Origin of the sequence: Shewanella sp. SM87 (assembly GCF_025653705.1) — a bacterium.
GTDB lineage: Bacteria > Pseudomonadota > Gammaproteobacteria > Enterobacterales > Shewanellaceae > Shewanella > Shewanella oncorhynchi.
On sequence record NZ_JAKKSC010000011.1, the window covers coordinates 54,137 to 75,260 of the forward strand.

General features: G+C 47.3%; 14 protein-coding genes. 8 read left to right on the forward strand and 6 right to left on the reverse strand.

Annotated elements, in window-relative coordinates:
• The first annotated feature begins 129 nt into the window (after nt 1–129).
• A complete protein-coding gene (locus tag L5M11_RS10900) occupies nt 130–873 on the forward strand; it encodes a 1-acylglycerol-3-phosphate O-acyltransferase (protein WP_105250295.1) in 744 nt (247 codons plus the stop codon).
• 306 nt (nt 874–1,179) lie between these two features.
• Nucleotides 1,180–1,587, forward strand: a complete 408-nt coding sequence (gene rraB, locus L5M11_RS10905; RefSeq protein WP_113939164.1) for a ribonuclease E inhibitor RraB — start codon at nt 1,180–1,182, stop codon at nt 1,585–1,587.
• Between the two features lie 82 nt (nt 1,588–1,669).
• Here rraB and L5M11_RS10910 read toward each other — a convergent pair whose 3' ends face one another.
• A complete protein-coding gene (locus L5M11_RS10910) occupies nt 1,670–2,644 on the reverse strand; it encodes a sensor domain-containing diguanylate cyclase (protein ID WP_113939163.1) in 975 nt (324 codons plus the stop codon).
• Between the two features lie 18 nt (nt 2,645–2,662).
• Nucleotides 2,663–3,658, reverse strand: coding sequence for a response regulator (locus L5M11_RS10915; RefSeq protein ID WP_263192080.1), 996 nt, complete (start codon nt 3,656–3,658; stop codon nt 2,663–2,665).
• 562 nt (nt 3,659–4,220) lie between these two features.
• On the opposite strand from L5M11_RS10915, the gene L5M11_RS10920 reads away from it, so the two are divergent.
• A complete protein-coding gene (locus tag L5M11_RS10920; protein WP_131523955.1) occupies nt 4,221–5,027 on the forward strand; it encodes a crotonase/enoyl-CoA hydratase family protein in 807 nt (268 codons plus the stop codon).
• A gap of 35 nt (nt 5,028–5,062) precedes the next feature.
• Here the strand turns inward: L5M11_RS10920 and L5M11_RS10925 are convergent, their stop codons facing one another.
• Together L5M11_RS10925 and rapA are read right to left on the reverse strand one after the other, a co-directional pair.
• A complete protein-coding gene (locus L5M11_RS10925) occupies nt 5,063–5,965 on the reverse strand; it encodes a DUF3530 family protein (RefSeq protein WP_173496260.1) in 903 nt (300 codons plus the stop codon).
• 206 nt (nt 5,966–6,171) lie between these two features.
• A complete protein-coding gene (gene rapA / locus L5M11_RS10930; RefSeq protein WP_263192081.1) occupies nt 6,172–9,078 on the reverse strand; it encodes an RNA polymerase-associated protein RapA in 2,907 nt (968 codons plus the stop codon).
• A gap of 406 nt (nt 9,079–9,484) precedes the next feature.
• On the opposite strand from rapA, the gene L5M11_RS10935 reads away from it, so the two are divergent.
• The 3 genes from L5M11_RS10935 to L5M11_RS10945 all read left to right on the forward strand — a co-directional run bounded on the left by L5M11_RS10935 (nt 9,485) and on the right by L5M11_RS10945 (nt 17,358).
• Nucleotides 9,485–10,879: a PhoH family protein gene (locus L5M11_RS10935; RefSeq protein WP_105250289.1), complete on the forward strand. Its 1,395-nt coding sequence runs from the start codon at nt 9,485–9,487 to the stop codon at nt 10,877–10,879.
• A 215-nt stretch (nt 10,880–11,094) separates the two neighbouring features.
• Nucleotides 11,095–14,811 carry a response regulator gene (locus tag L5M11_RS10940; RefSeq protein WP_263182558.1) on the forward strand — a complete coding sequence of 1,239 codons (3,717 nt, stop codon included), beginning with the start codon at nt 11,095–11,097 and terminating at the stop codon, nt 14,809–14,811.
• Nucleotides 14,812–14,949: 138 nt separating this feature from the next.
• Nucleotides 14,950–17,358: a zinc-dependent metalloprotease gene (locus tag L5M11_RS10945; protein WP_263184516.1), complete on the forward strand. Its 2,409-nt coding sequence runs from the start codon at nt 14,950–14,952 to the stop codon at nt 17,356–17,358.
• 19 nt (nt 17,359–17,377) lie between these two features.
• On the opposite strand, the gene L5M11_RS10950 is transcribed toward L5M11_RS10945, so the two are convergent.
• Nucleotides 17,378–19,186 (reverse strand): protein kinase domain-containing protein, encoded by a 1,809-nt coding sequence (locus L5M11_RS10950; protein ID WP_263184515.1) that lies wholly within the window; start codon nt 19,184–19,186, stop codon nt 17,378–17,380.
• Between the two features lie 249 nt (nt 19,187–19,435).
• Here L5M11_RS10950 and L5M11_RS10955 point away from each other — a divergent pair, with 249 nt between their 5' ends.
• Both L5M11_RS10955 and L5M11_RS10960 read left to right on the forward strand, forming a co-directional pair.
• Entirely contained in the window at nt 19,436–19,777 is a 342-nt protein-coding gene (locus L5M11_RS10955) for a hypothetical protein (protein WP_105250285.1), read from the forward strand.
• Between the two features lie 102 nt (nt 19,778–19,879).
• Nucleotides 19,880–20,536, forward strand: a complete 657-nt coding sequence (locus L5M11_RS10960) for a thiopurine S-methyltransferase (RefSeq protein ID WP_263139787.1) — start codon at nt 19,880–19,882, stop codon at nt 20,534–20,536.
• 275 nt (nt 20,537–20,811) lie between these two features.
• Here the strand turns inward: L5M11_RS10960 and L5M11_RS10965 are convergent, their stop codons facing one another.
• Nucleotides 20,812–21,003: a bacterioferritin-associated ferredoxin gene (locus L5M11_RS10965; RefSeq protein ID WP_076498521.1), complete on the reverse strand. Its 192-nt coding sequence runs from the start codon at nt 21,001–21,003 to the stop codon at nt 20,812–20,814.
• Nucleotides 21,004–21,124 lie beyond the last annotated feature (121 nt).

A 21,124-nucleotide genomic window follows, 5' to 3' on the forward strand; every position in this document is an offset into this window, starting at 1 on the left:
GGAGGTTCAGTATATCGATGGGCTTTTTTTGCTTGCTTGTTAGCAAGTCAGCTTACAGATGTAAACAATATATTGAGTCCCAAAGCCATGGTGGCTATACTGTCGCCACTTTTACAGTCGGAGTAAATCGTGCTTTTAATCGTCAGATCAATGTTGTTGGCGGTATCCTTGTTGCTTGCCTTTATTTTTGGTGGCTTAGTGTGTTTATTAAGGCCTCGCCATCGCGACAATGTACATATGTTCGCCAAGATCTTCTCATCGGTTGCGCCAATCCTTGGGATTAAAGTGATTGTTCGCCGGCACGAAGATGTGCAGGACGGCCCGTATATTTTCTTAGCAAATCATCAGAATAACTTTGATCTCTTTACTCATACGACAGCAGTTCCTAAAGGTACAGTGAGTTTAGGCAAGAAGAGTTTGGCGTGGATGCCGCTATTCGGTCAAATCTATTGGTTGTCAGGAAATATTCTTATCGACCGTAAAAACCGTCACAGTGCCTTTGATACTATGGCTAAAACGGTTGAAAAAATTAAGCAGAAGAATCTATCCGTATGGATTTTTCCTGAAGGTACACGTTCGCGTGGGCGTGGTCTGTTACCTTTTAAAGCGGGAGCTTTCCATACTGCAATCGCGGCGGGAGTACCAGTGGTGCCAGTGGTTGCTTCGTGTCAGAGCCATATTAAGTTAAATCGCTGGAATAACGGTGTCGTCATCATCGATATGATGGCACCTGTGCCGACCGCAGGTTTAGATAAAGCCGATGTGAAAAACTTCTCTGCGCAAATTCATGCCAGTATGTCGGCGAGATTTGCTGAGATAAATCAAGAAGCGGCAGCACTTATGGGTAAAACTCTCGCGAGTGATGACGTATAATATACCCAAGCTACCTGAAGATACGAGTTTCAGAGCGCCTAGGGTGTTTCAATTCAAGGCGCATCAATGAAAGAATGTCGGTCACCTTTTGAATTGATGCAACACGGAAATGGAGTGCCCTAGGCGCTCCGTCCCGGCGGGTTTTAAAGCACTTTATGCTGAGTTGGTTATTTTTAACTTAGCCCGCTAGGTCTGCAAATAACCGCCTTACCTAAAGTGCGTTAAATTCCCGCTGAATCCTGCATCTTCAGGTTGTTTGGGTATAATGCCAATTTGAGCCAGATTTACCTTAACGGAGACAAATCCATGTCTATTGAAAGTCAGTTAAAAGCCCAACTTGCAGAGAATCGTGACATAGTGCAAGCCCTGCTTGACGATGGCTCAGAGCCTGATGCGGAATATGTTATTGAGCATCACTTTTCATCGACCAATTTTGACCGTCTTGAAAAAGCGGCTGTGGACGCCTTCAAATTAGGTTTTGAGGTGAATGATGCCGAAGAAATGGAACTGGAGGATGGTTCAATTATCTTCTGTTTCGATGCTGTCGCACACCACAAACTGGATGTTGAATTACTGGACAAAGCGGCCGAGCAATTGCTGCAATTAGCGGTAAAGCAGAAAGTGGAATATGACGGTTGGGGTACCTATTTCGTCGGCGATGAAATGGATGACGAAGAAGATGAAGACGAAGAAGATGATGGTTTTCCTCATTAATTCGTTGGCGGATCTCGAGTTTAATCTTCACTCGTTTTAAATAAAAATGCCCATCATTGATGGGCATTTTTATTGGGTATACTTAGGATTTACTTGTTTTACTCGTATGTAAAACACTGCAGTTACGGCCTTTTTGTTTCGCTTCGTACAGGGCTTTATCGGAGCAGGAGATCCAGCTAGAACTGCTGGTAATATGGGAGCCAATTTCACATACGCCTAAACTTACCGTCACAGTAATCTTAAGGCTTTCATACACTATGACGGATGCGGCGATTTTCTCCCTGAGTCGCTCGGTAAAGTTCATCGCATCTGCGCCGCTGGTTTTAGGCAATACAACCGCAAATTCTTCGCCGCCATAACGCCCTGCACAGTCGGTATCACGTAAGGATTGGCTGAGTAAGTGCGCAATATGCTGAATGACTTTATCACCCGCCACATGACCATAGCTGTCGTTGATATGTTTAAAGTTATCGATATCTATCATGACTAAACTTGCCATACCTGAGTAGCGGGCATACAAGTCGTACTCGTGGTCTAAACACTCTTGCCAATGACGACGATTATGCAACTGAGTTAGACCATCGGTTTGGCTAAGGCGTTCGAGTTGCTCGTTGGCAGCTTTAAGTTGCAATTTGTTGATGGCGATATCTGTCACGTCATAAATAATCACACTGATATGGGTCACTTGTCCCGTGAGCGATGCCAGCGGCAGCAGGGTCACGTTCTGGTACATATAGTCTGCACGGCCTGTAATCGGGCGATAGTTTTTAAATTGGAAAACGTACGGACGTTGTTCCCAGCTAATAAAAGCACGGTTTTTAAGCATGAAAACCGATTCCATTTTCTGCTTTAACCAAGTGGCAGGCAGATCGGGGAAGCGGGTAAATAGGTTTTGACCTTTGATCGAATTAGGGGAAACACCGCTGTGATTCTCCATAAAACCGTTCCACAGCTGGATATTGTAATGGCGATCTAATACCACTAATCCCACCTCTATGGTTTGTACCATATCGATGAGCCAGTGTAGTTCGTTCATTGCGCTTTGGTCATTTGACATAGGATAAAATCCAACTGGTTAATCGAGTAAATAGCCGAGTTTATAGCTAAGTGTGGGGATAGAATCCTCGGTGAAGAGCAGTAGCAAATCGCATTGAATATTATGATCTTCAATCCGATAGTTGATCTCCATTGCCAAAGTTCGGTGCCATTTCTCTGAATTATCATGGATCAGATCGTTAACCGTGCAGTGCCGTCCCAGCACGACAGGGTGAGCCTGACTAAATTTCATGTCGAGCTGTTCAGAAATGCCGTTAAGGAAAGCGCCTATCAGTACGTTTCCAGTATCAATTAGGACTTCTATCTCAGTATTTTTGTCTTCTGGATTAGTTAATCCCATCAGCTTGGCCATGTCCTTAAAGCTGGAATCATGGAACAAAAGCAGGGCTTCTCCCGCAATACCCGCACCGATAAAACCTTGGCAGAGTGCTGATACAGTTGAGCTTTCTTCCGTGGCTTTGAGCGCCATGGTTAACTCACTGACTTCAAGCACGTTCACATTAGGGATAGGTAGTAACACGAATACATCGAGTAACTTAGCTAACAGATCGGCGGCGCGTCCCATGGCAACGTTGGCTATTTCTTGGCAAGCGTCGCGCATGTCGACTTTGATCATCGGGACTTCGTCGGTGAGATCTTTCTGCGTCAGCGTTAAGATGCCGTAATCTTGTAAAATGTTGCTGATGGCATCGGCGCTCACCGGTTTTTGAATAAAATCTAACGCACCCAAGGCTTTAACCCGCTCGTGAGCTTTGATTTGAATATCGCCGGATACCACAATAATCAGCGCGGGTAAGTCCTGTTGCTGGACGGTTTGCAGTACTTCATAACCGTCCATTACAGGCATGTTGAGATCAAGAAACACCACTTCGCCTTTTCCAGCGCGGATGGCATCAAGGCCTTCGGCACCATTGGTCGCATAAGTTATTTCCACATCCCACTCTTTGGGAAGTGTGCGGGCCATTTGCTTACGTGCCATGGCGGAATCGTCACAGATGAGTACAGATATTGACATGCTGACTAGTGATCCTTATTTGCCCATTTATTGAAGATAACACTTATTTTTTAGGTCTGACTGACGAATTGCGTTCTTCGGGCAAGTCTGATTAATATCTTTTATATGTAACTTATAGATATCATTGATAAATTTATATTTTCTGATGGCATTAAAATTTGAATCATTGTTGAATCAAATCATGCTGAATCTTAAATCGAACTGGCTAATGTTTAGTAAATAACAAGGATATAGTGACTAAAAAAGGACTATAGAATCCATATATGGCTGCCCAATCATCCTTCGCTGCAGGTAGCATTGCGATACTGGTGTCGATTTTTAGCAGTTAAATAGCTAGCGGTTAAATACGCTTAATTATTGAGCTTGCTAAGGCTATCTAATCGAAAAATACATTAGGATTACTGCACGTAGTGATGACAGCCTAACATAAGTTGCCTTCAATCCATGATGGAATTGGCAATATTTTGACTTAAGTCAAAAAACAGGCTCATGTTATATCTTTTAGTGAATTATGCCAAACGTGTTAACATTTATTCTGGACTGACCAGTAACGGAATATTTCATGAGTGGCCAAAGTGTACAAGTTAAAATCGATGATGGCATCGCCTACGTGTTGCTTAATCGTCCTGAAAAAATGAATGCTATTAACTATTTAATGTTTAGTGAGCTTGACTGTGCGATTAAAAGTATTAAATCCAATCGTGCGGTGCGAGCCGTGATCCTCTCGGGAGCGGGTGGGCATTTTAGCTCAGGGCTCGATGTTAAAAGCGTCATGTCGGCACCGATGCAGGCAGTTAAGTTACTGTTTAAGGGTTTACCGGGGAATGCGAATTTGGCACAGCGGGTGTCACTAGGTTGGCAAACCTTGCCTGTGCCAGTGATTGCCGTGCTTGAGGGCTGTTGCTATGGCGGCGGTATGCAGATCGCTTTAGGCGCAGATGTGCGTATTGCTAGCCACGACAGTAAGTTATCTATCATGGAAGCGAAATGGGGACTCGTGCCAGATATGGCGGGTTTAGTCGCATTAAGGCAAATTATGCCTAAGGATCAAGCCATGTTACTTAGCCTGACGGCAAAAGTGCTTGAGAGTCATGAAGCGCTGGCCTTAGGACTCGTGACACAAGTGAGTGAGACGCCCATGGAAGCCGCTGAGCAATTGGCGCGGCAACTGATGCAAACCTCACCGGATGCGGCAGCGGCCATCAAACTTAGCATTAATCGCAGTTGGACTGCTTCTATTCGTAGCCTGCTATGCCGCGAGTCTATTAGTCAGATTCGGTTATTGTTAGGCAAAAATAGCAAGATAGCGGCGACGCGTCAGCTGAAAGATCCGCAGAAACCCTATCGGGATCGCCAATCGGGTTGGTAATGCTATTTTGTCTGAATTAGCTTGAATCGCCGTTTTTACTGCGCGCCGCTCATTCGGGCTGAAAAGCCTTTAATCGCATTTAAGCAATTCTGCCATGCGCTCTCGTTATCTAAATTGAGCGCTAGGGTAGTTTGGCGATAGTTAGGGCTTTCTAAGGTCACCGCGAGTTTTTTGCGATTGTCGGCCGTCTCCAATGAGGCTGGGTGACCGTCTGGCGATTGAATATCTAAAATGGGCAGCGTGAGTTTTGCCAGTTGTTCTGCGAGTGCTTGATTACGCTGTTCGTCTTCTCGATAGGGATTGATGACAATCAGCACATCAGGATCGGCAATCTTCTTCTGGCTTAATAGGCTAATCAATAATCCTGCACTTTGGTCGGCGGTGATCAAAATACGTTTTCCTGCATAATCTGCACCGACGGCATCTAACTGCGACATGCTTTTGACGAGAAAATCTTCCTGCTCTTGCTGGTGCTTGCTGTTATCTTCGGGCTTGATTTTAGGGCTTGGTTTGTTGGACGGTGAGCTTAATTGCGCGGCGCCAGGCGAGGTCACTTCAGTAGCGGCGGTAGCAAAGTTAGCTGCGGGCATTTCAGTTGGCGGAGTTAAACTTAAGCTGGCCCAACCAGCAGGATTGATATTGCGGCGTACAAACGCCATCAATCCAGGCGCGTCTGCGGTACCATTGGTGGCGGGCAGGATTATCGCCGCACCAAGTTTCTTTTTACCTTCCCATGGTCGCACTAACAAATCGTAGGGCTGATTATCAATCGTGATTTGTTTAATTTCATTTGTGGGTAGATAGCTGTGATTCGACTTTTTGGCACTGATTTCGGCTGGCGCAGATGTTGGCGGAGTTGTTGTCGTGTCTGCCGCGTAGGTAGCGATGGTTGTGATGCCGAGAATGAGGCAAAAGAGGAGTGAAAGAATGCGCGGCATAGAATTGATAACCACCTGTGTAGTCTCATAAATTCATCAGTGTTTGAGTATAACCTGAACAATTACCAAAAAGTGAATTTTCCTCGCCAAAGAATTGCACCTGTCATTTAGTATAAAAAGTCACTTGTAATCGAAAGCCACAGGGCACAAAAAAGCCCAACGCTGAGGCTGGGCTAATTGATGGAAACCTGCTGTTCCGCTTGGGTCTATACGTGGCTAACGAGGACCATACGGATCGCATCGAGTTGTAACTGGCTGGCATCCAGATAAGTGTTTAACTCTTGCATCTGATTACGCAGGTATTCCAATTCTTCCTCACGGATATTGGGGTTCACCGCCTTAAGTGACTCTAAACGATCAAGCTCTGTGCTCAGTTGTTGAGTCATTTTCTCTCTGGCTTGGGCAACCATTTCATCCACAACCACTTGAGCATATTCCTCACCCTTAGCAAATAACGGATGCAGAATTGGCTGAGATGCGGTGACTAACTTGCCGCCAATGTGACGATTCACCGCGCTCAGTTGTTTATCGAAACTGGCGTAATCCACTTTAGCCGATAGATCGTTACCGTTTTTATCCAGCAGCACGCGAATGGGGGTAGGCGGTAAATAACGGTACAGCTGGCTCGACTTAGGTGCTGAAGCATCGGCCATGTAGATGAGTTCTAAGAATAAGGTGCCTGCTGGCAGGGCTTTATTCTTTAGAATTGCGACGCTGGTGGTGCCAGTTTCAGAACCTGTGATCAGATCGAGCCCTGTTTGCACCAGCGGATGTTCTTGGGTGATCAGCGCAATATCATCGCGTGATAACGCTGTGTCACGATCAAAGGTCACTGTTACGCCATCTTCTGGCAAGCCAGGATAAGTTGGGAACATCATGTGCTCACTCGGGCGCAGAATAATCGAGTTTTCACCCTTATCTTCTTGATCAACACCGATAATATCCCACAGACGGATCACTGAGCCGATTAAATGAGTATCACCGTCACTTTGGGCAAGGCGGTTGACGATTGCCAGTGCCTTCTCGCCGCCGTGTGAGTTGATTTCCAGCAGCTTGTCGCGGCCTTGCTCCATCGCGTGCTTGAGTTCTTTATAACGGCTCTGGGTGTGATTGAGCAGGTTTGTCAGCTCGTCGCTGTCATCACCCACAAGCACGTTTAGCAGATCTTCGGCAAATTCACTGTAAAGCACATGGCCACTCGGACAAGTGAGTTCAAAGGCATTTAGCCCTTGGTGATACCACTGCATCAAACGTTCTTGGGCGGTATCTTCAAGGTATGGCAAGTGAATTTGGATATCATTTTTCTGGCCGATACGGTCTAAACGACCGATTCGCTGTTCCAATAGATCGGGGTTTAGTGGCAGATCAAACAGCACTAAGTGGCTGGCAAACTGGAAGTTACGGCCTTCAGAACCAATTTCAGAGCAGATCAGCGCCTGTGCGCCGCCTTCCTCTTGGGCAAAGTAAGCGCCGGCTTTATCGCGCTCGATAATCGACATGCCTTCGTGGAATACCGTTGCTTGAATCCCTTCGCGGGTGCGCAGGGCTTCTTCTAAGCTCAGGGCCGTTTCCGCTTGGCTGGCGATGATCAGCACTTTTTTGCTACGGTGGGATTTTAAGAACTCGATTAACCAATCCACACGGGGATCGAACTTCCACCAACTGGCGCTGTTATCTTCAAATTCTTGATACAGTTTTTCAGGGCTTAGGGCTTGCGCCGCTTTCGCCTCTAATGACTTGTGTCCGCCCATCATGCCGCTGACGCGTGCGGCAGTTTGATATTGATCTGGCATGGCATGGGGATAAGCGTTAAAGAAACGCTTTGGAAAGCCTTTTACCGAGGCGCGGCTGTTTCGGTATAACACGCGGCCAGTACCGTGACGGTCAAGTAATTCTTGCAGTAATTCGCTACGGGCGGCCTGTTGTACTTCGGCATCAATACCGTCGGCTTGGATTAAACGAATACTTGGGCTGATATCTTTCTCGCTCAGTAATTCGGTCAAGCTGTTGATGGCGGCATCGGGTAATTTAGCGTTGCCAGCTAAGGCTTCGGCGGCAATGGCGACGTCTTTATAACTGTCTTCTTCAGCTAAGAAAGCATCGTAATCGTAGAAACGATCCGGATCGAGCAGACGCAAACGGGCGAAGTGACTTTCATGGCCAAGTTGATCCGGCGTTGCGGTTAACAGCAAAACGCCTGGGATGACTTCGCTTAATGCTTCAACCACTTGATAGGCGCGGCTTGGCGCTTCTTCGGTCCATTCTAAGTGGTGCGCTTCGTCAACCACTAACAGATCCCAATCGGCATCTAGGGCTTGATCAAGACGTTTTTTCTTACGCAGTAATTCGAGTGAACAAATCACTAACTGTTCTGTGTAGAAAGGATTGTCGTGATCGGCATAGGCTTCTACACAACGGTCTTCATCGAATACCGAAAAGCGCAGATTAAAGCGGCGCAGCATTTCCACTAACCACTGATGGCGCAGAGTATCGGGCACGATAATCAGAATGCGTTCGGCGCGGCCAGTAAGCAGTTGTTGGTGAATAATCAGACCCGCTTCAATAGTTTTACCTAAACCCACTTCGTCGGCTAACAGTACACGCGGTGCATAGCGACGGCCGACTTCATGGGCAATCCACATTTGATGCGGAATAAGTCCAACACGTGGACCTTGCAGACCCAGCAAATCCGATGAGGCCAGTTTGTGGCGCAACATTTGGCATTGATAACGCACACCAAAACGGTCGAGGCGATCGATTTGGCCAGCAAATAAACGGTCTTGGGGTTTGTTGAAACGAATATTGTGGTTCAGCAGGGTTTCACGCAGTGTAGCTTGCTCGCCTGTCTCACTGTGAATGCCGTGATAGATCACTATCCCGTCTTTCTCTGTCAATTCACTGACCGCAAGGCTCCAGCCTTCATGGCTTTCAACCGAATCGCCGGGATTGTATATAACGCGTGTCAGAGGGGCTTCTGCTCGGGAGAACATGCGGTTCTCACCCGTGGCAGGGAATAATACAGTGACCATACGGCCTTCTACTTGAACCACAGTTCCTAAACCAAGCTCTGACTCGGTATCACTTATCCAACGTTGACCTAAGGCGAACGGCATCTTAAATTCTCATTTCTAGGCGGACTCTAACAAAGGGCGCGTATGTTATACCAATACTCGTGATATTTAAATCGCCCTCTCACCCGTTAGAGCCTAATTCCCAGAGTGCTAGATTACAAATTGTACAAGCGACAAAATTGTCGTGGCAGTACATGAAACTGTCACGCTAATGTCACATCTGCGGTTATACACTGCTTCGAGTCTGTAAGGTAAACAATGGTTGCTGTATTGTTATCTTGTGAGTTTGGTGCCAATATCAACTTATGGTTTAAGTGCGAGTAAAGTGCTATCAACTTGAACCTTATGATCATTCTTTGCCATATGTTTAGCCAGTAATAGGAGCCGTGTAACTTTTATTGAGACTCAAAAGTGTGTTTAAACTTTAATGAAGCACTCTGGAGGCGCCATGGAACAAGACGACAGAAAGTTGTTTGTACTGGATACCAATGTGTTACTACATGAACCTTTGGCGATCTATTCGTTTAAAGAGCACGATGTGGTCATTCCGATGACAGTGCTAGAAGAGTTGGACCAGATTAAAGATCGAAAGAGTGATGTGAGTCGTGATGCTCGGGTTGCTATCAGGGCATTGGAAGATACCCTAGGCGGTGAAACTACCCCTGAGCAGATTATCAATGGCGTTCCTTTACCCAGCCGAGAGGGTCATGCCGATGCCGTCGGTTCGCTCTCAATTTTCCCTGATCACCTTGTCGATTTTACCTTAGGCGCACTGCCAGGAGATGGAAACGACAATCGCATTATCAATACCGCGCTACATCTACAAAACCTACATCATCCCCGTACCGTTGTCTTAGTCACCAAAGATATCAATATGCGCCTTAAAGCCAAAGGTGCGGGTATTCAATTGGTTGAGGATTATCGAACTGACCAGTTGATCGATGATATCCGCTTCCTCAGTAAAGGCTTTTACCAGTTCGAAGGTAATTTTTGGGAGCACTTGAACAAGGTCTCCACCGAGCGCCACGGTAGACATACAGTGCATGAAGTACCGCTCAAAGACCTCGAAAATGATAATTTTTATATCAACCAATATCTTATCGATACAGAGTCTGATTTTTGCGGTCGTGTTATCGAGCGCACAGACACCCATTTACATATTTTAGATTTAGGCCGTGAGCGGGTGAAAAACCTCGAGGCATGGGGTGTTAAACCTAAAAACGTCTATCAAGGCATGGCATTGCAGGCGCTGCTCGATCCCGATATCGATCTGGTGATCTTAACTGGCCCTGCGGGTTGCGGTAAAACCTTGCTGGCCATGGCGGCGGCGTTGGAACTGGTGGTCGAGCGTAATCGCTACGACAAAGTGATTGTCACCCGTAACACCCCTGAAATCGCCGAATCTATCGGCTTCTTGCCCGGCACGGAAGAGGAGAAGATGATGCCGTGGCTGGCCGCGATTACCGATACGCTCGAAGTGCTGCATAAGAATGATGTGAATCCCACGGGCAGCATGAACTACATCATGGAGAAGGCTAACATTCAGTTTAAGTCGATAAACTTTATGCGCGGGCGGTCGATCCAAAACTCCATAGTGTTATTAGATGAATGCCAAAACCTCACTGCCTCGCAGATCAAAACCATGATCACCCGTATGGGCGAAGGCACAAAATTGATTTGTTGCGGTAACTTAGCGCAAATTGACTCTAACTACTTAACTGCTGTTACCTCAGGTTTAACCTATATTGTCGAACGTTTTAAGGACTTTGAAGGCAGTGCCAACGTGTATCTGAATGGCGTGGTGCGTTCACGCTTAGCGGAATACGCTGAAGAGCATCTGTAAAGCAGGTCAGTTTAATTTAGGGTAATGACTAAGGCCTCAGATATGGAGGCCTTAATTTTGTGGAGTAGTAGATTTTTAATCGACTTATCAGTGGTATGAGTAGGCTTTATCTGACAATTATTTTATGTGATTGGCAGTTCCTTCCTGCTACTATATGGAGCTCATAGTTTTTGCCGCCGTAGGCTGAAATTAAGCGCTGCAATCAAGGGTAGTGGATGAAATCGAGTGAGCCGGATCTCCAACTAAAATCGCCGATCCAGAAGAACTACAACCGTGCCGTTTTTTATACGTACATCGGCGTTATCGTCATGTCTTTGTTGACCGCATGGATGTTTTTCGACCGCCAAAAAGCACAGCAGATGGAACAGCGTGAAGAGCAGGTTCAGCGCCATGTATTGCAAATCGATTTGCTACTTGAGTCGAGCATTAGAGCGGTAAAAAGCTTACGCAACGTTGCTGTGGATCATTTACGTTTGGGCGAACTCGTACGTAAAGAACGCTTACCCCAATACGGTAAATTCAACGAAAGCGGCCAGTATTTTACCTTAGAACCTAGCTACGCCCAGAGCGGTGAGCCTTTTACCAACATGGGTAGGATTACTGGTGCGGGTTCCCTCGACGGCCGCGACGACAAGTTCTATCAAGAGCTTGAGATGTTGTTTGAGCTGTCATTGTCATTCCCCGTCGCCAAAGAAGCCGCCCCGAAAGCCTCGGCGATTTATTACCTGTCGAAACGTAGGATCATGTCCTATTTCCCTTGGTCGAATGACGATCAACGTTTTAGGGACGAATTACTCAACAAGAAACAGTTCCAATACGCCACCCCAGCAATGAATCCGCAGCGCAGTGTATTTTGGAGTGAAGCCTATGTTGACTCCACGGGCAAAGGCTTATTGACCACTTTAGGTGTGCCCATTTATTTGGATGATGAGTTCATTGGCTCAATCAACTTAGACATGACGCTTGCCTCGTTAGCGCGGCAAATTCGGGTTTACTTTAAGATGCCGGGCACAGTGATTTTGCTCGACCAACAGAACAATATTTTATCCCACAGCGATTTTGATAGCTCAGATATCAATCGGGTTTATCACATCAGCCAACGTATTCCCTCTGAGCTGCATTCTTTACCCGAGTCGGAATTGTTCGATGCCCACGACGGCATCATTCGTAACGGCTATTACATCCACTCGGTTGCCCTGCATAACGCGCCTTGGCGTTTACTGTATTTGCAGGATGAAGACGACCTATTCCAAGACTCGTGGGAAAAACTGCAGCTGACGTTTATTTTAGTGGTTATCGCCCTGTCGGTGTTGGTGACCATAGTGCATTGGCAGACGCGTCGATCTTTTGTGAGTCCAGCCTCGCGACTACTGTCGCACCTTGAAGGTTGCTCCCAAGAGCCGCGTAAGCCACCGGAGAAAATCACCCGCGGCTGGGAACCTTGGTTCTTGTTGGTCAGTCGGATCTTTGAGGAAAACAAACAATATACCCACCATCTGGCTGAGCAGAATAAGCGGCTCGATAAGCTAGTGGCGCGGCGTACTGAACGCTTAAAAGACACCACAGAGCGGCGTGAGCGCGAATATGCGCTACTGCGATCCCTGCTTGACTCGATTCCTGAAGCGATTGTCTTTAAAGATAAAGAAGGCAACTATTTAGGTTGTAACAAGGCGGCTGAACGCATGCTGGGTTACACAGAGAGCGAGATGATAGGTTTATCATCTGAGGATTTGACCTCGCCTGAAATGGGCATACGTATCCGCGCCGAAGACGAACAAGTCTTAAAAGATCGCACGCCGCTGCGTTACCAAGAAAAGGTCGAGCTTGCGGGTAAACCTGTGCTGCTTGATACCCTCAAACTGCCTTTCTACAATCGCCGCGGCGAACTGCAGGGATTGATTGCCGTGTGGCGTGATGTGACGCGGGAATACGAATCCGCTGAACAATTACGCCTGTCCGAAGAGCGTTATCACTTAGCCATGGATGCGGTGGAAGATGGCCTGTGGGACTGGTATTTAGACTCTGAACAGATCATTTGTAACCCAGCCTATTATTCTATGTTGGGTTATAAAACCAATGAATTCCCAGCTTTAGTATCGACGATTGATGAATTATCCCACCCCGACGATCGTATTCGCGTCGAGGAATACCGTGCTCAGTATCTTGCTGATCCCGTCGGTGCTTTCGAAATTGAATTCCGTATGTTAGGTAAAAATGGCTGCTATCACTGGGTGTTATCCCGTGGTCGTGTGGTGGAGTTCACCGCCGAAGGTCAGCCCAAACGTATGCTTGGTACCCATAAGGATATTACCCGCCATAAGAGTAACGAAGTGGCGTTGCTCGAAGCCAAGCAAGACGCCGAACTCGCTAATCTCTACAAGAGTGAATTCTTGGCCAACATGAGCCATGAGATCCGCACGCCGATGAACGCCATTATCGGTATGTTGCAGTTGGCACAGCGTACTTCGTTAACGGCGCAGCAGAAAGATTACCTCGAAAAAGCCGGTTTCTCGGCACAATCGCTGCTGAGGATCATCAACGATATTCTCGACTTCTCTAAAATTGAGGCGGGTAAGTTGGAGCTTGAGCGGGTGCCGTTCCCGCTTGATAAAGTGCTCGATCACGCTCTGGATCTCAATGCGCTTAAGGCACAGGAACAGGGCGTTGAGTTACTCTTGTATGCCCCTGTGACGGCGGGACTCATTCTTAAGGGCGATCCGCTACGCTTAGGCCAAGTGCTGATTAACCTGTTATCGAATGCGGTGAAATTTACCCAATCTGGCGAGATTGAGCTCGGCTGTGAAGATGTCGGCGAGCGGGATCATCGGATTACCTTGAAGTTCTGGGTGCGCGATACGGGGATCGGCATAGGTAAAGATCAACAGGATAAGTTGTTTGATGCCTTCGCCCAAGCCGACGGTTCGACCACCCGTAAATACGGTGGCACGGGCTTAGGTTTGTCGATCAGTAAGCATCTGGTGTCTATGATGGGCGGCAAGATGCAAGTGCAGAGTGAGCTTGGGGTCGGTAGTACCTTTAGCTTCACCATCAGTTTTGAAATTGCCGAAGCCGCTAAGATTGAACCTTTGGTCGTGCCGGAAAAACTCAATAGTCTACGTACCTTAGTCGTTGACGATAACCCGACGGCACTGCAAATTTATTCGACCTTGATGCGAGATTTCCACTTCGACGTTGATACTGCCGCCAGCGGCGCCGAAGCGCTTTACAAACTGTCGCGGGCACCAATCGATCTGTTATTGCTCGACTGGATGATGCCAGAAATGGACGGTAGCGATGTGGTCAGTGCCATAGATACTATGGTCGCCGAAGGCCGCTTAGCGAAACGGCCGGTGATTATTATGATGACGGCCTATGCGGCAGAGCCCTTGCAGCATGAAGTCGATAGTGCCAATGTGTTTGCCGTACTACAAAAACCGTTTAAGGCATCGAGTCTGTTCGATGAGATCATTGCCGCCTTTGCCGATGAACCGAGATTGAATGTGGTTCAGCCTATGGTTGAAGTTCAAGTTGAGGAAGGGGAGCACACAGGTTTAGTGCTGCTGGTGGAGGATAACTTTATCAACCAGCAAGTGGCCACTGAACTTCTTAAGAGCGCTGGCTACGAAGTGGTGCTGGCCGACAATGGTCAAGTGGCGCTGGATACTATCGACTCGCGGCCGTTTGATGCTGTGTTGATGGATATTCAAATGCCAGTGATGGACGGGTTAACGGCCGCAAGGGCATTGCGTGAGCGTTTTAGTGCCGATGAACTGCCTATCATTGCCATGACAGCCCATGCCATGTCGGGCGACAGGGAAAAGAGTTTAGCGGCGGGGATGAATGCCCACATCACTAAACCCATAGTGCTTAACGAATTATTTGAAACATTAAATCACTGGATCAAACACAAGAACCAGCATCAGAATCGTTAATTTATTTGCTCGGGGCCAGTGATGGCCTCGCATTATTTACTTTAAATCAATCGCTTGAGATAAGCAGTCATCAAAGATGCATATGACATAAATGACTTAATAAGGTAAATAACGCAGCCAGCCGAATCAGGAGGAAAGATGAAACCCCAAAGTGTAGCCTTAGCCTTATTTATAGCGCTGTTAGGATTTCCCACCGTTACGGTCGCGGCAGCCGCGCCTAGCGCCAAGATCATTAAGCAGGGCCAAGAGGCGAAAGGGTTTCTTAATCTCTATTACGAGGAGTCTGAGGGAGAGTTATATCTTGAGGTCAATCGTTTAAATCAACCTTTTATCTTAGTTACTAGCCTGCCACAGGGCGTAGGATCAAACGACATTGGTCTCGATCGCGGCCAACTGGGTCAGACCCGTATGGTGCAGTTTGAGCGCCAAGGTCCCTATGTTTTACTCAAGCAACTCAATACTCAATATCGTGCGAATACCTCTGATGCCGCCGAGCAAAGAGCGGTTGAAGAAGCCTTTGCCGATTCTGTGTTATGGCAAGGCAAAGTGATTGAGGGCAAGCCAGATTTGGTAGCGATTAACGATCTGGTGCTCAATGATTTACACGGCGTGTCTTCCGTATTGCAACAAACAGAGCAGGGCAATTATCAGCTCGATTTGAGCCGTTCTGTCATCTTACCCAAAGGGATTAAATCCTTTGAGAAAAACGCCGATGTGGATGTGCAACTGACGTTCAAAGGCGATGTTGCTGGCGCGCAGGTCGCACAGGTAACACCCGATGGCACCTTAATGTCGGTGCGGATGCGTTATTCCTTTGTTGAGCTGCCTGATACCGACTATCAGCCGCGGGCTTATCATCCTATGAGCGGTTATTTGTCCGATGAGTATCGCGATTATGCCACGCCCTTTAACCAACCTTTAGTGCAGCGTTTTATCCTGCGCCACCGTTTACAGAAAGTGCATCCAGGCCCAGCGCCAAGCGAAGTCGTTAAACCTATTACTTATTATCTCGATCCTGGCGTGCCAGAACCTATACGGTCGGCGTTGCTCGATGGCGCGCGCTGGTGGGAGACGGCTTTTACTCGGGCGGGATTTATCAACGGCTTTAAAGTTGAGTTATTACCTGTAGATGCCGATCCGCAGGATATTCGCTACAACATGATCCAATGGGTGCACAGGGCGACGCGGGGTTGGTCCTATGGCGCCGCACTGACCGATCCTCGCACCGGTGAAATCATCAAGGGTCAAGTCACGCTCGGCAGTTTGCGTGTGCGTCAGGATTACTTGATTGCTAAAGGCTTAACCGCAGGCTGGCAGGATAGAGTGGCGGCCGAGAAAGCGGCGACTGCCTTGTCGCTCGCACGTATTCGCCAACTGGCTGCCCATGAAGTTGGCCATACGTTAGGGCTCGATCATAACTTTGCCGCTTCGACTAATCAGGATGCCTCTGTGATGGATTATCCCCATCCGAAAATCCAGCTAAAGGGCAATGATATTGATATTTCAGCACCTTACACTACAGGTGTTGGACCTTGGGATGATTTTACTATCGCCTATGGTTATAGCGATCAAGGCGATGCCCGTACCCAACAAGCGCTGCAAGTCGACTTACTGGCCGATGTAGCCAAACGTGGCTTACGTTATATCGGTGAGGCCGATTCTCGCCAAAAGGATGCGAGTCAGGCCTATGCCAGTTTGTGGGATAGTGGTGACGATCCGATCGATCAGCTGGGTAAGTTAAATAAAATTCGCACTAAGGCGATTGCGGATTTCTCCAGTGCGGCCTTGTTACCCAATGAGCCACTGGGCGAGCTAGCCGATGCCTTTGCGCCAATTTATTTGCTGACGCGTTATCAAATCGATGCGGTCGCTAAGTTTATTGGCGGCACTGACTATAACTATCAATCTATCGGCGAAGGCAGCCGCTGGAGCTATATTGCGCCGCAGTTGCAGTTAACAGGCTTAGACGCGTTACTTAACACGCTCGATGCGGCGAGTTTAACTGTGCCGCAAACCTTGCTCGACAGTTTAGTGCCAAAGGCGGGGAATTATCATGTTACGCGGGAATCCTTCGATTCAGGTCTAGGTGCAATTAACGACCCTCTCGGTATGGCTGAAGTGTTTAGCCGTCATACTGTGAGCTTGCTATTGATGCCTAAACGCTTGAATCGTGTCAGCCAAGCATCCATGGCAGATAGTGAGCAGTTATCGGTGACGACATTATTGGATAAGTTATTTGCGGCGACCTTGTATCAAGAGGATAAGCTCGCGCTGGTCGAAGGCGTATGGATGCGAGTGAACGCTGTGGTGATTGATGAAGTGCTGGCAACGCTGCACGATCCTCAAACCTCACCAGAAGTGAGGGCTGCGATCAACGATCGCGCTCAGTTTGTGATTAAGCAATTGAAAGCGAAGTCGAATCGAGCGAATGTGAGTCTTGCGGCGCACTATACTTGGTTGCAACAGGGTCTTGCTGCGGGTTTGACCGATGCTAAGGTTAAGCTTATTCCTAAGCCGTTAACCTTACCGCCGGGATCGCCGATTTAATCCGATGAACAAGGCGCCATTAGGCGCCTATTTCTTTTGGGTTTTTCGGATAAAAGTGCTCGGCTTTACGCTCTAGATGAGTAAAGCGGCGGGTGTTTTTGTAGGGCAGTTTCATAAAGCCCGATACGCCGTGGCCTTGGATTTTTCCGACATGATGCAAGATGCGATCGAGGCTCGCGCGAAACGCCGCTTGCTTACGCGGATTGAGCAGCTTCAAGTAACTGTGAATTTTTAAGTGATTCGGCAGCGCCTCAAAAATGATGCAGCCTGTGTGGTGAATTTGGTTGATGCGGGCTAATTCTTCCATGATTTCATGGGGTAATTCGAGGTTCTCATCGGGATCTTTACCGTCTTCAAAATAAGAATGTAACCGCGACTTATCTTCTAAGGTGGGTACGTCACCGACTTCGAAGGGCAACTGCAGTGCTGCACTGGCGACAAAAGGCTCGCTGGTGTCAGCTCGTTCGATATGCAGTGTGTCTTTGGCGTTAAAGAAACAGGCCTTAAACACCCCTATACGTTTAATTCCCCGCGCGAGATCCACCATATTGTTGACTGCAATGATTAACGCACTTTTTTGTTTTGCATCGTAAATCGCAAGATTGGAGTCGATAAACACGCCGGTTTCCTGCCAATGAATAGCCAGACCACCCACGATCGGATATTGCGCTAAACGACCCACTGCGGCGATAAAGCCTTTTTCGGTATCGCCCATGCCAGCGAGGAAGTTACGGTAATATTTTTCGAGCTGAATATCATCCATCTTAGCGATGGGATCTTGGGCGTTGTGTTCCTTTAAAAAGGATTTACGCGAACTGTAGCTGACGGTTTCAACATCTTTGTTGCGGGATTGCACCCAAACAGGAATTTCACCCTGTAAATCAGCTTTGGGCAGTTCAGGTAAATGTAATCTGTGGCTGTGGCGCATACTTTTTAAAAAGTAATCGCCGGCAATGTTGCGCTGCTGCGGATCAGTGCTGAGCATGCCTTCTAAGGTACGGGCTAATTCTATCGGTAAGCCAATGCTGGTGGGCGAGATCACCTGTGCACCGAAGCGACTTGCTTGCCCTGAGGCGAGGGCATATAGAGTCGCGGCAACTCCTTGCTCGTCAAAGCGCGGGCTGGAGAGTGCTCCATTGAGTTGCTCTTCGCCGATAAAGTACACATCACCCATGCGGGCGTTGGTATGTTGTTGATCGCTCGACATTAACGCCATCACATTGTCTTCGACGGGTTTGTTATGTTCATCCCGCTGCGCAAATACCGCTGAGCCCCAATCGATTAACGATAAGTGTTGTTGTTCAATATCGTAAACCAGATTAGAAGGTTTGATATCGCCGTGCACTAAAGGCTTGCCTGTGCGCAGGTAATACAAGATATCGGCGAGTTGGCGGGCGATGCTCATGACCATAGCGGTCGGTAGGGCTCCCATGCGGCGGCAAAGTTGGTCGAGATCTTCCCCTTTTGCCCGTTCCATCACGAGTATTCCCTGCTTACCTACTCGCTCAAATTTGATCGCCCCTGGCACATTAGGGTGCTTGAGTAAGGAGAGCATAAAGGCTTCTTCTTCGAGCCGATCTTGAATGTGTTGTGGCAAATTAATCCGTGAAAACTTAAACACATGGGCATCGCCAGCTTGATTGATACCCGCAAACACGAAACCGTAGGCGCCTTTGCCGACCAATTCGATATCGGTATAACCTAATTTGCTCAGCTGTTGTTTACAGAGGCGGATCCACGCCTTGTGTTTACGGGCATCATTGGCTTTGAGCAAGTAAATGGATTGCTCTTCAGAAATATAAAAATGCTGCAGCTGAGGTGTTTGCAAATTGTGCTCCTTGTTTTGTTCATTTAACCAGTAAGCGGGGGAGATAATCAAATAGCGGGTGGCTTTATTTTAGTATTTTGAATGGCATTGATGTTCAGCGTCAGGCGCGGCTTACCTATACGATCATTTCGTCACTGACTTTGACTTACATCAAATTAAATCCTCGCGACTATAGGTAATCTTTGGGACATTAGATGGAATCAATTTTTGTTAATTAACCCACAGACAAAGTGCAGCTAAGGAGGGCGTATGCCCACCCAATATAAGGCCTTGTTGATCGAACTTTTGGAATATCCGCGTAAGCGTATTTTACAGTCAATGGAAGTGACCCATTGCCCGCATGCGGTATTTTTTAATGATAGAGACGAGCAATGTTTAACGTGTCATCAGGGCATGGAATGTATCTGGATGAACCAGAATGACGAGTTGGTGGCCGTGAACGAAAAATCGATTGCCGAGTTAAAACAGCAGTTGTTGATCGCCGTGGACTTTATCGACTCATCTTTAAGCCCACATCATTTATCACGCCGTCAATGCCAATGCGATAACTGTGTTTGGCTGCGTAAAGTGCAAGCCACGTTAGATCAGTAAGTGAGTCTTTACATTGCTGAGTTTGCCGAATGGCAGGAGGCTTTGCATCCACTTTAAAATGTCATTAGAGTAAGGACAACATTAGCGAATAGAGATAAACCCATGGAACCCGGTTTTTGGCATGAAAAGTGGCAGCAGCAACAGATAGGTTTTCATCAGCAAGACATCAATCCTTTCCTCGTTAAGTATTGGCAGCAGCTTGCATTACCCGCAGATACCAAGGTTTTTGTGCCCTTATGTGGTAAGTCGCTAGACATGTGTTTCCTCGCAGAACAGGGGCATCAGGTCATAGGGTGTGAGTTGAATGAATCGGCTGTACAGCAATTTTTTAGCGATAACCAACTCGAGATGACGCAAACGGCCGTGGGTGAACACCAGCATTATCAAACCGAACAGATCAGCTTGTATCAGGGTGATATTTTCACCCTACCTAAGGCTATCACTCAAGACGTGACGGCATTTTATGATCGCGCGGCTTTGATCGCATGGCCAGAAAGTATGCGTGCACAATATGCCAAGCAGTTAGCGAGCTTATTACCTAGCGGCAGTGTCGGTTTATTAGTGACTTTAGATTATCCGCAAGAATCCCTTATCGGCCCGCCTTTTGCGGTATCCTCTACTTGGGTAGAGCAGCATCTAAGTGAGGATTTTGATATTGAAGTATTAGCGTCGCAAGATGTGTTGGCCGACAATCCACGTTTTATTAAGAAAGCAGTGCCTTGGCTTAATGAAGCGGCCTATTTGTTGAAACGTAAGTAGGCTTGACTCGGAAGTTGGATCTGTAACCCCATTGAATTATTCGCGGCTTTCGAGCTTGGAGTTCAGTGGGCTTGTCATTAAAACATCATATCTAAAGTCTAAACTGGCAAGATTATTTAAGACGAAGTGGCGGATAGAAGGCTTTGTTGTCGCGGGACTTTTTTGGATTGAGTTTGCTTGAGCTGGACTAAGTTTGCTTGAGTCAGCGTGGTTTTAACTTGTCGGAACTTTGTTCGTGAGTGAGTTACCCTTTACCACGCTATTCGTGATGAATTCTATGCGACTTCGTAATAATTAGGCTCAAGCTCTAGTTGATTCTGAATGATCTGCACTGCCATTCTGGCGCATTTACCACATTGATCGGCAACACCTAAGCGCTTTTTTACGTCAGCAAGCGAGCTATCGCCCTGGCTTACTGCGTTTTTAATTTGCGTATCAGTGATCGCATGGCAAAGACAAACGTACATATATTAGTCTCCAATCGAATTGCGCTAATTCTAAATGAAAACGCTTATCAAATGCAATCATGTTTTTTGGGTGATTTTCATACTTTAACGCTTTTGTTACATGGCGCACGTTTTATCGTCT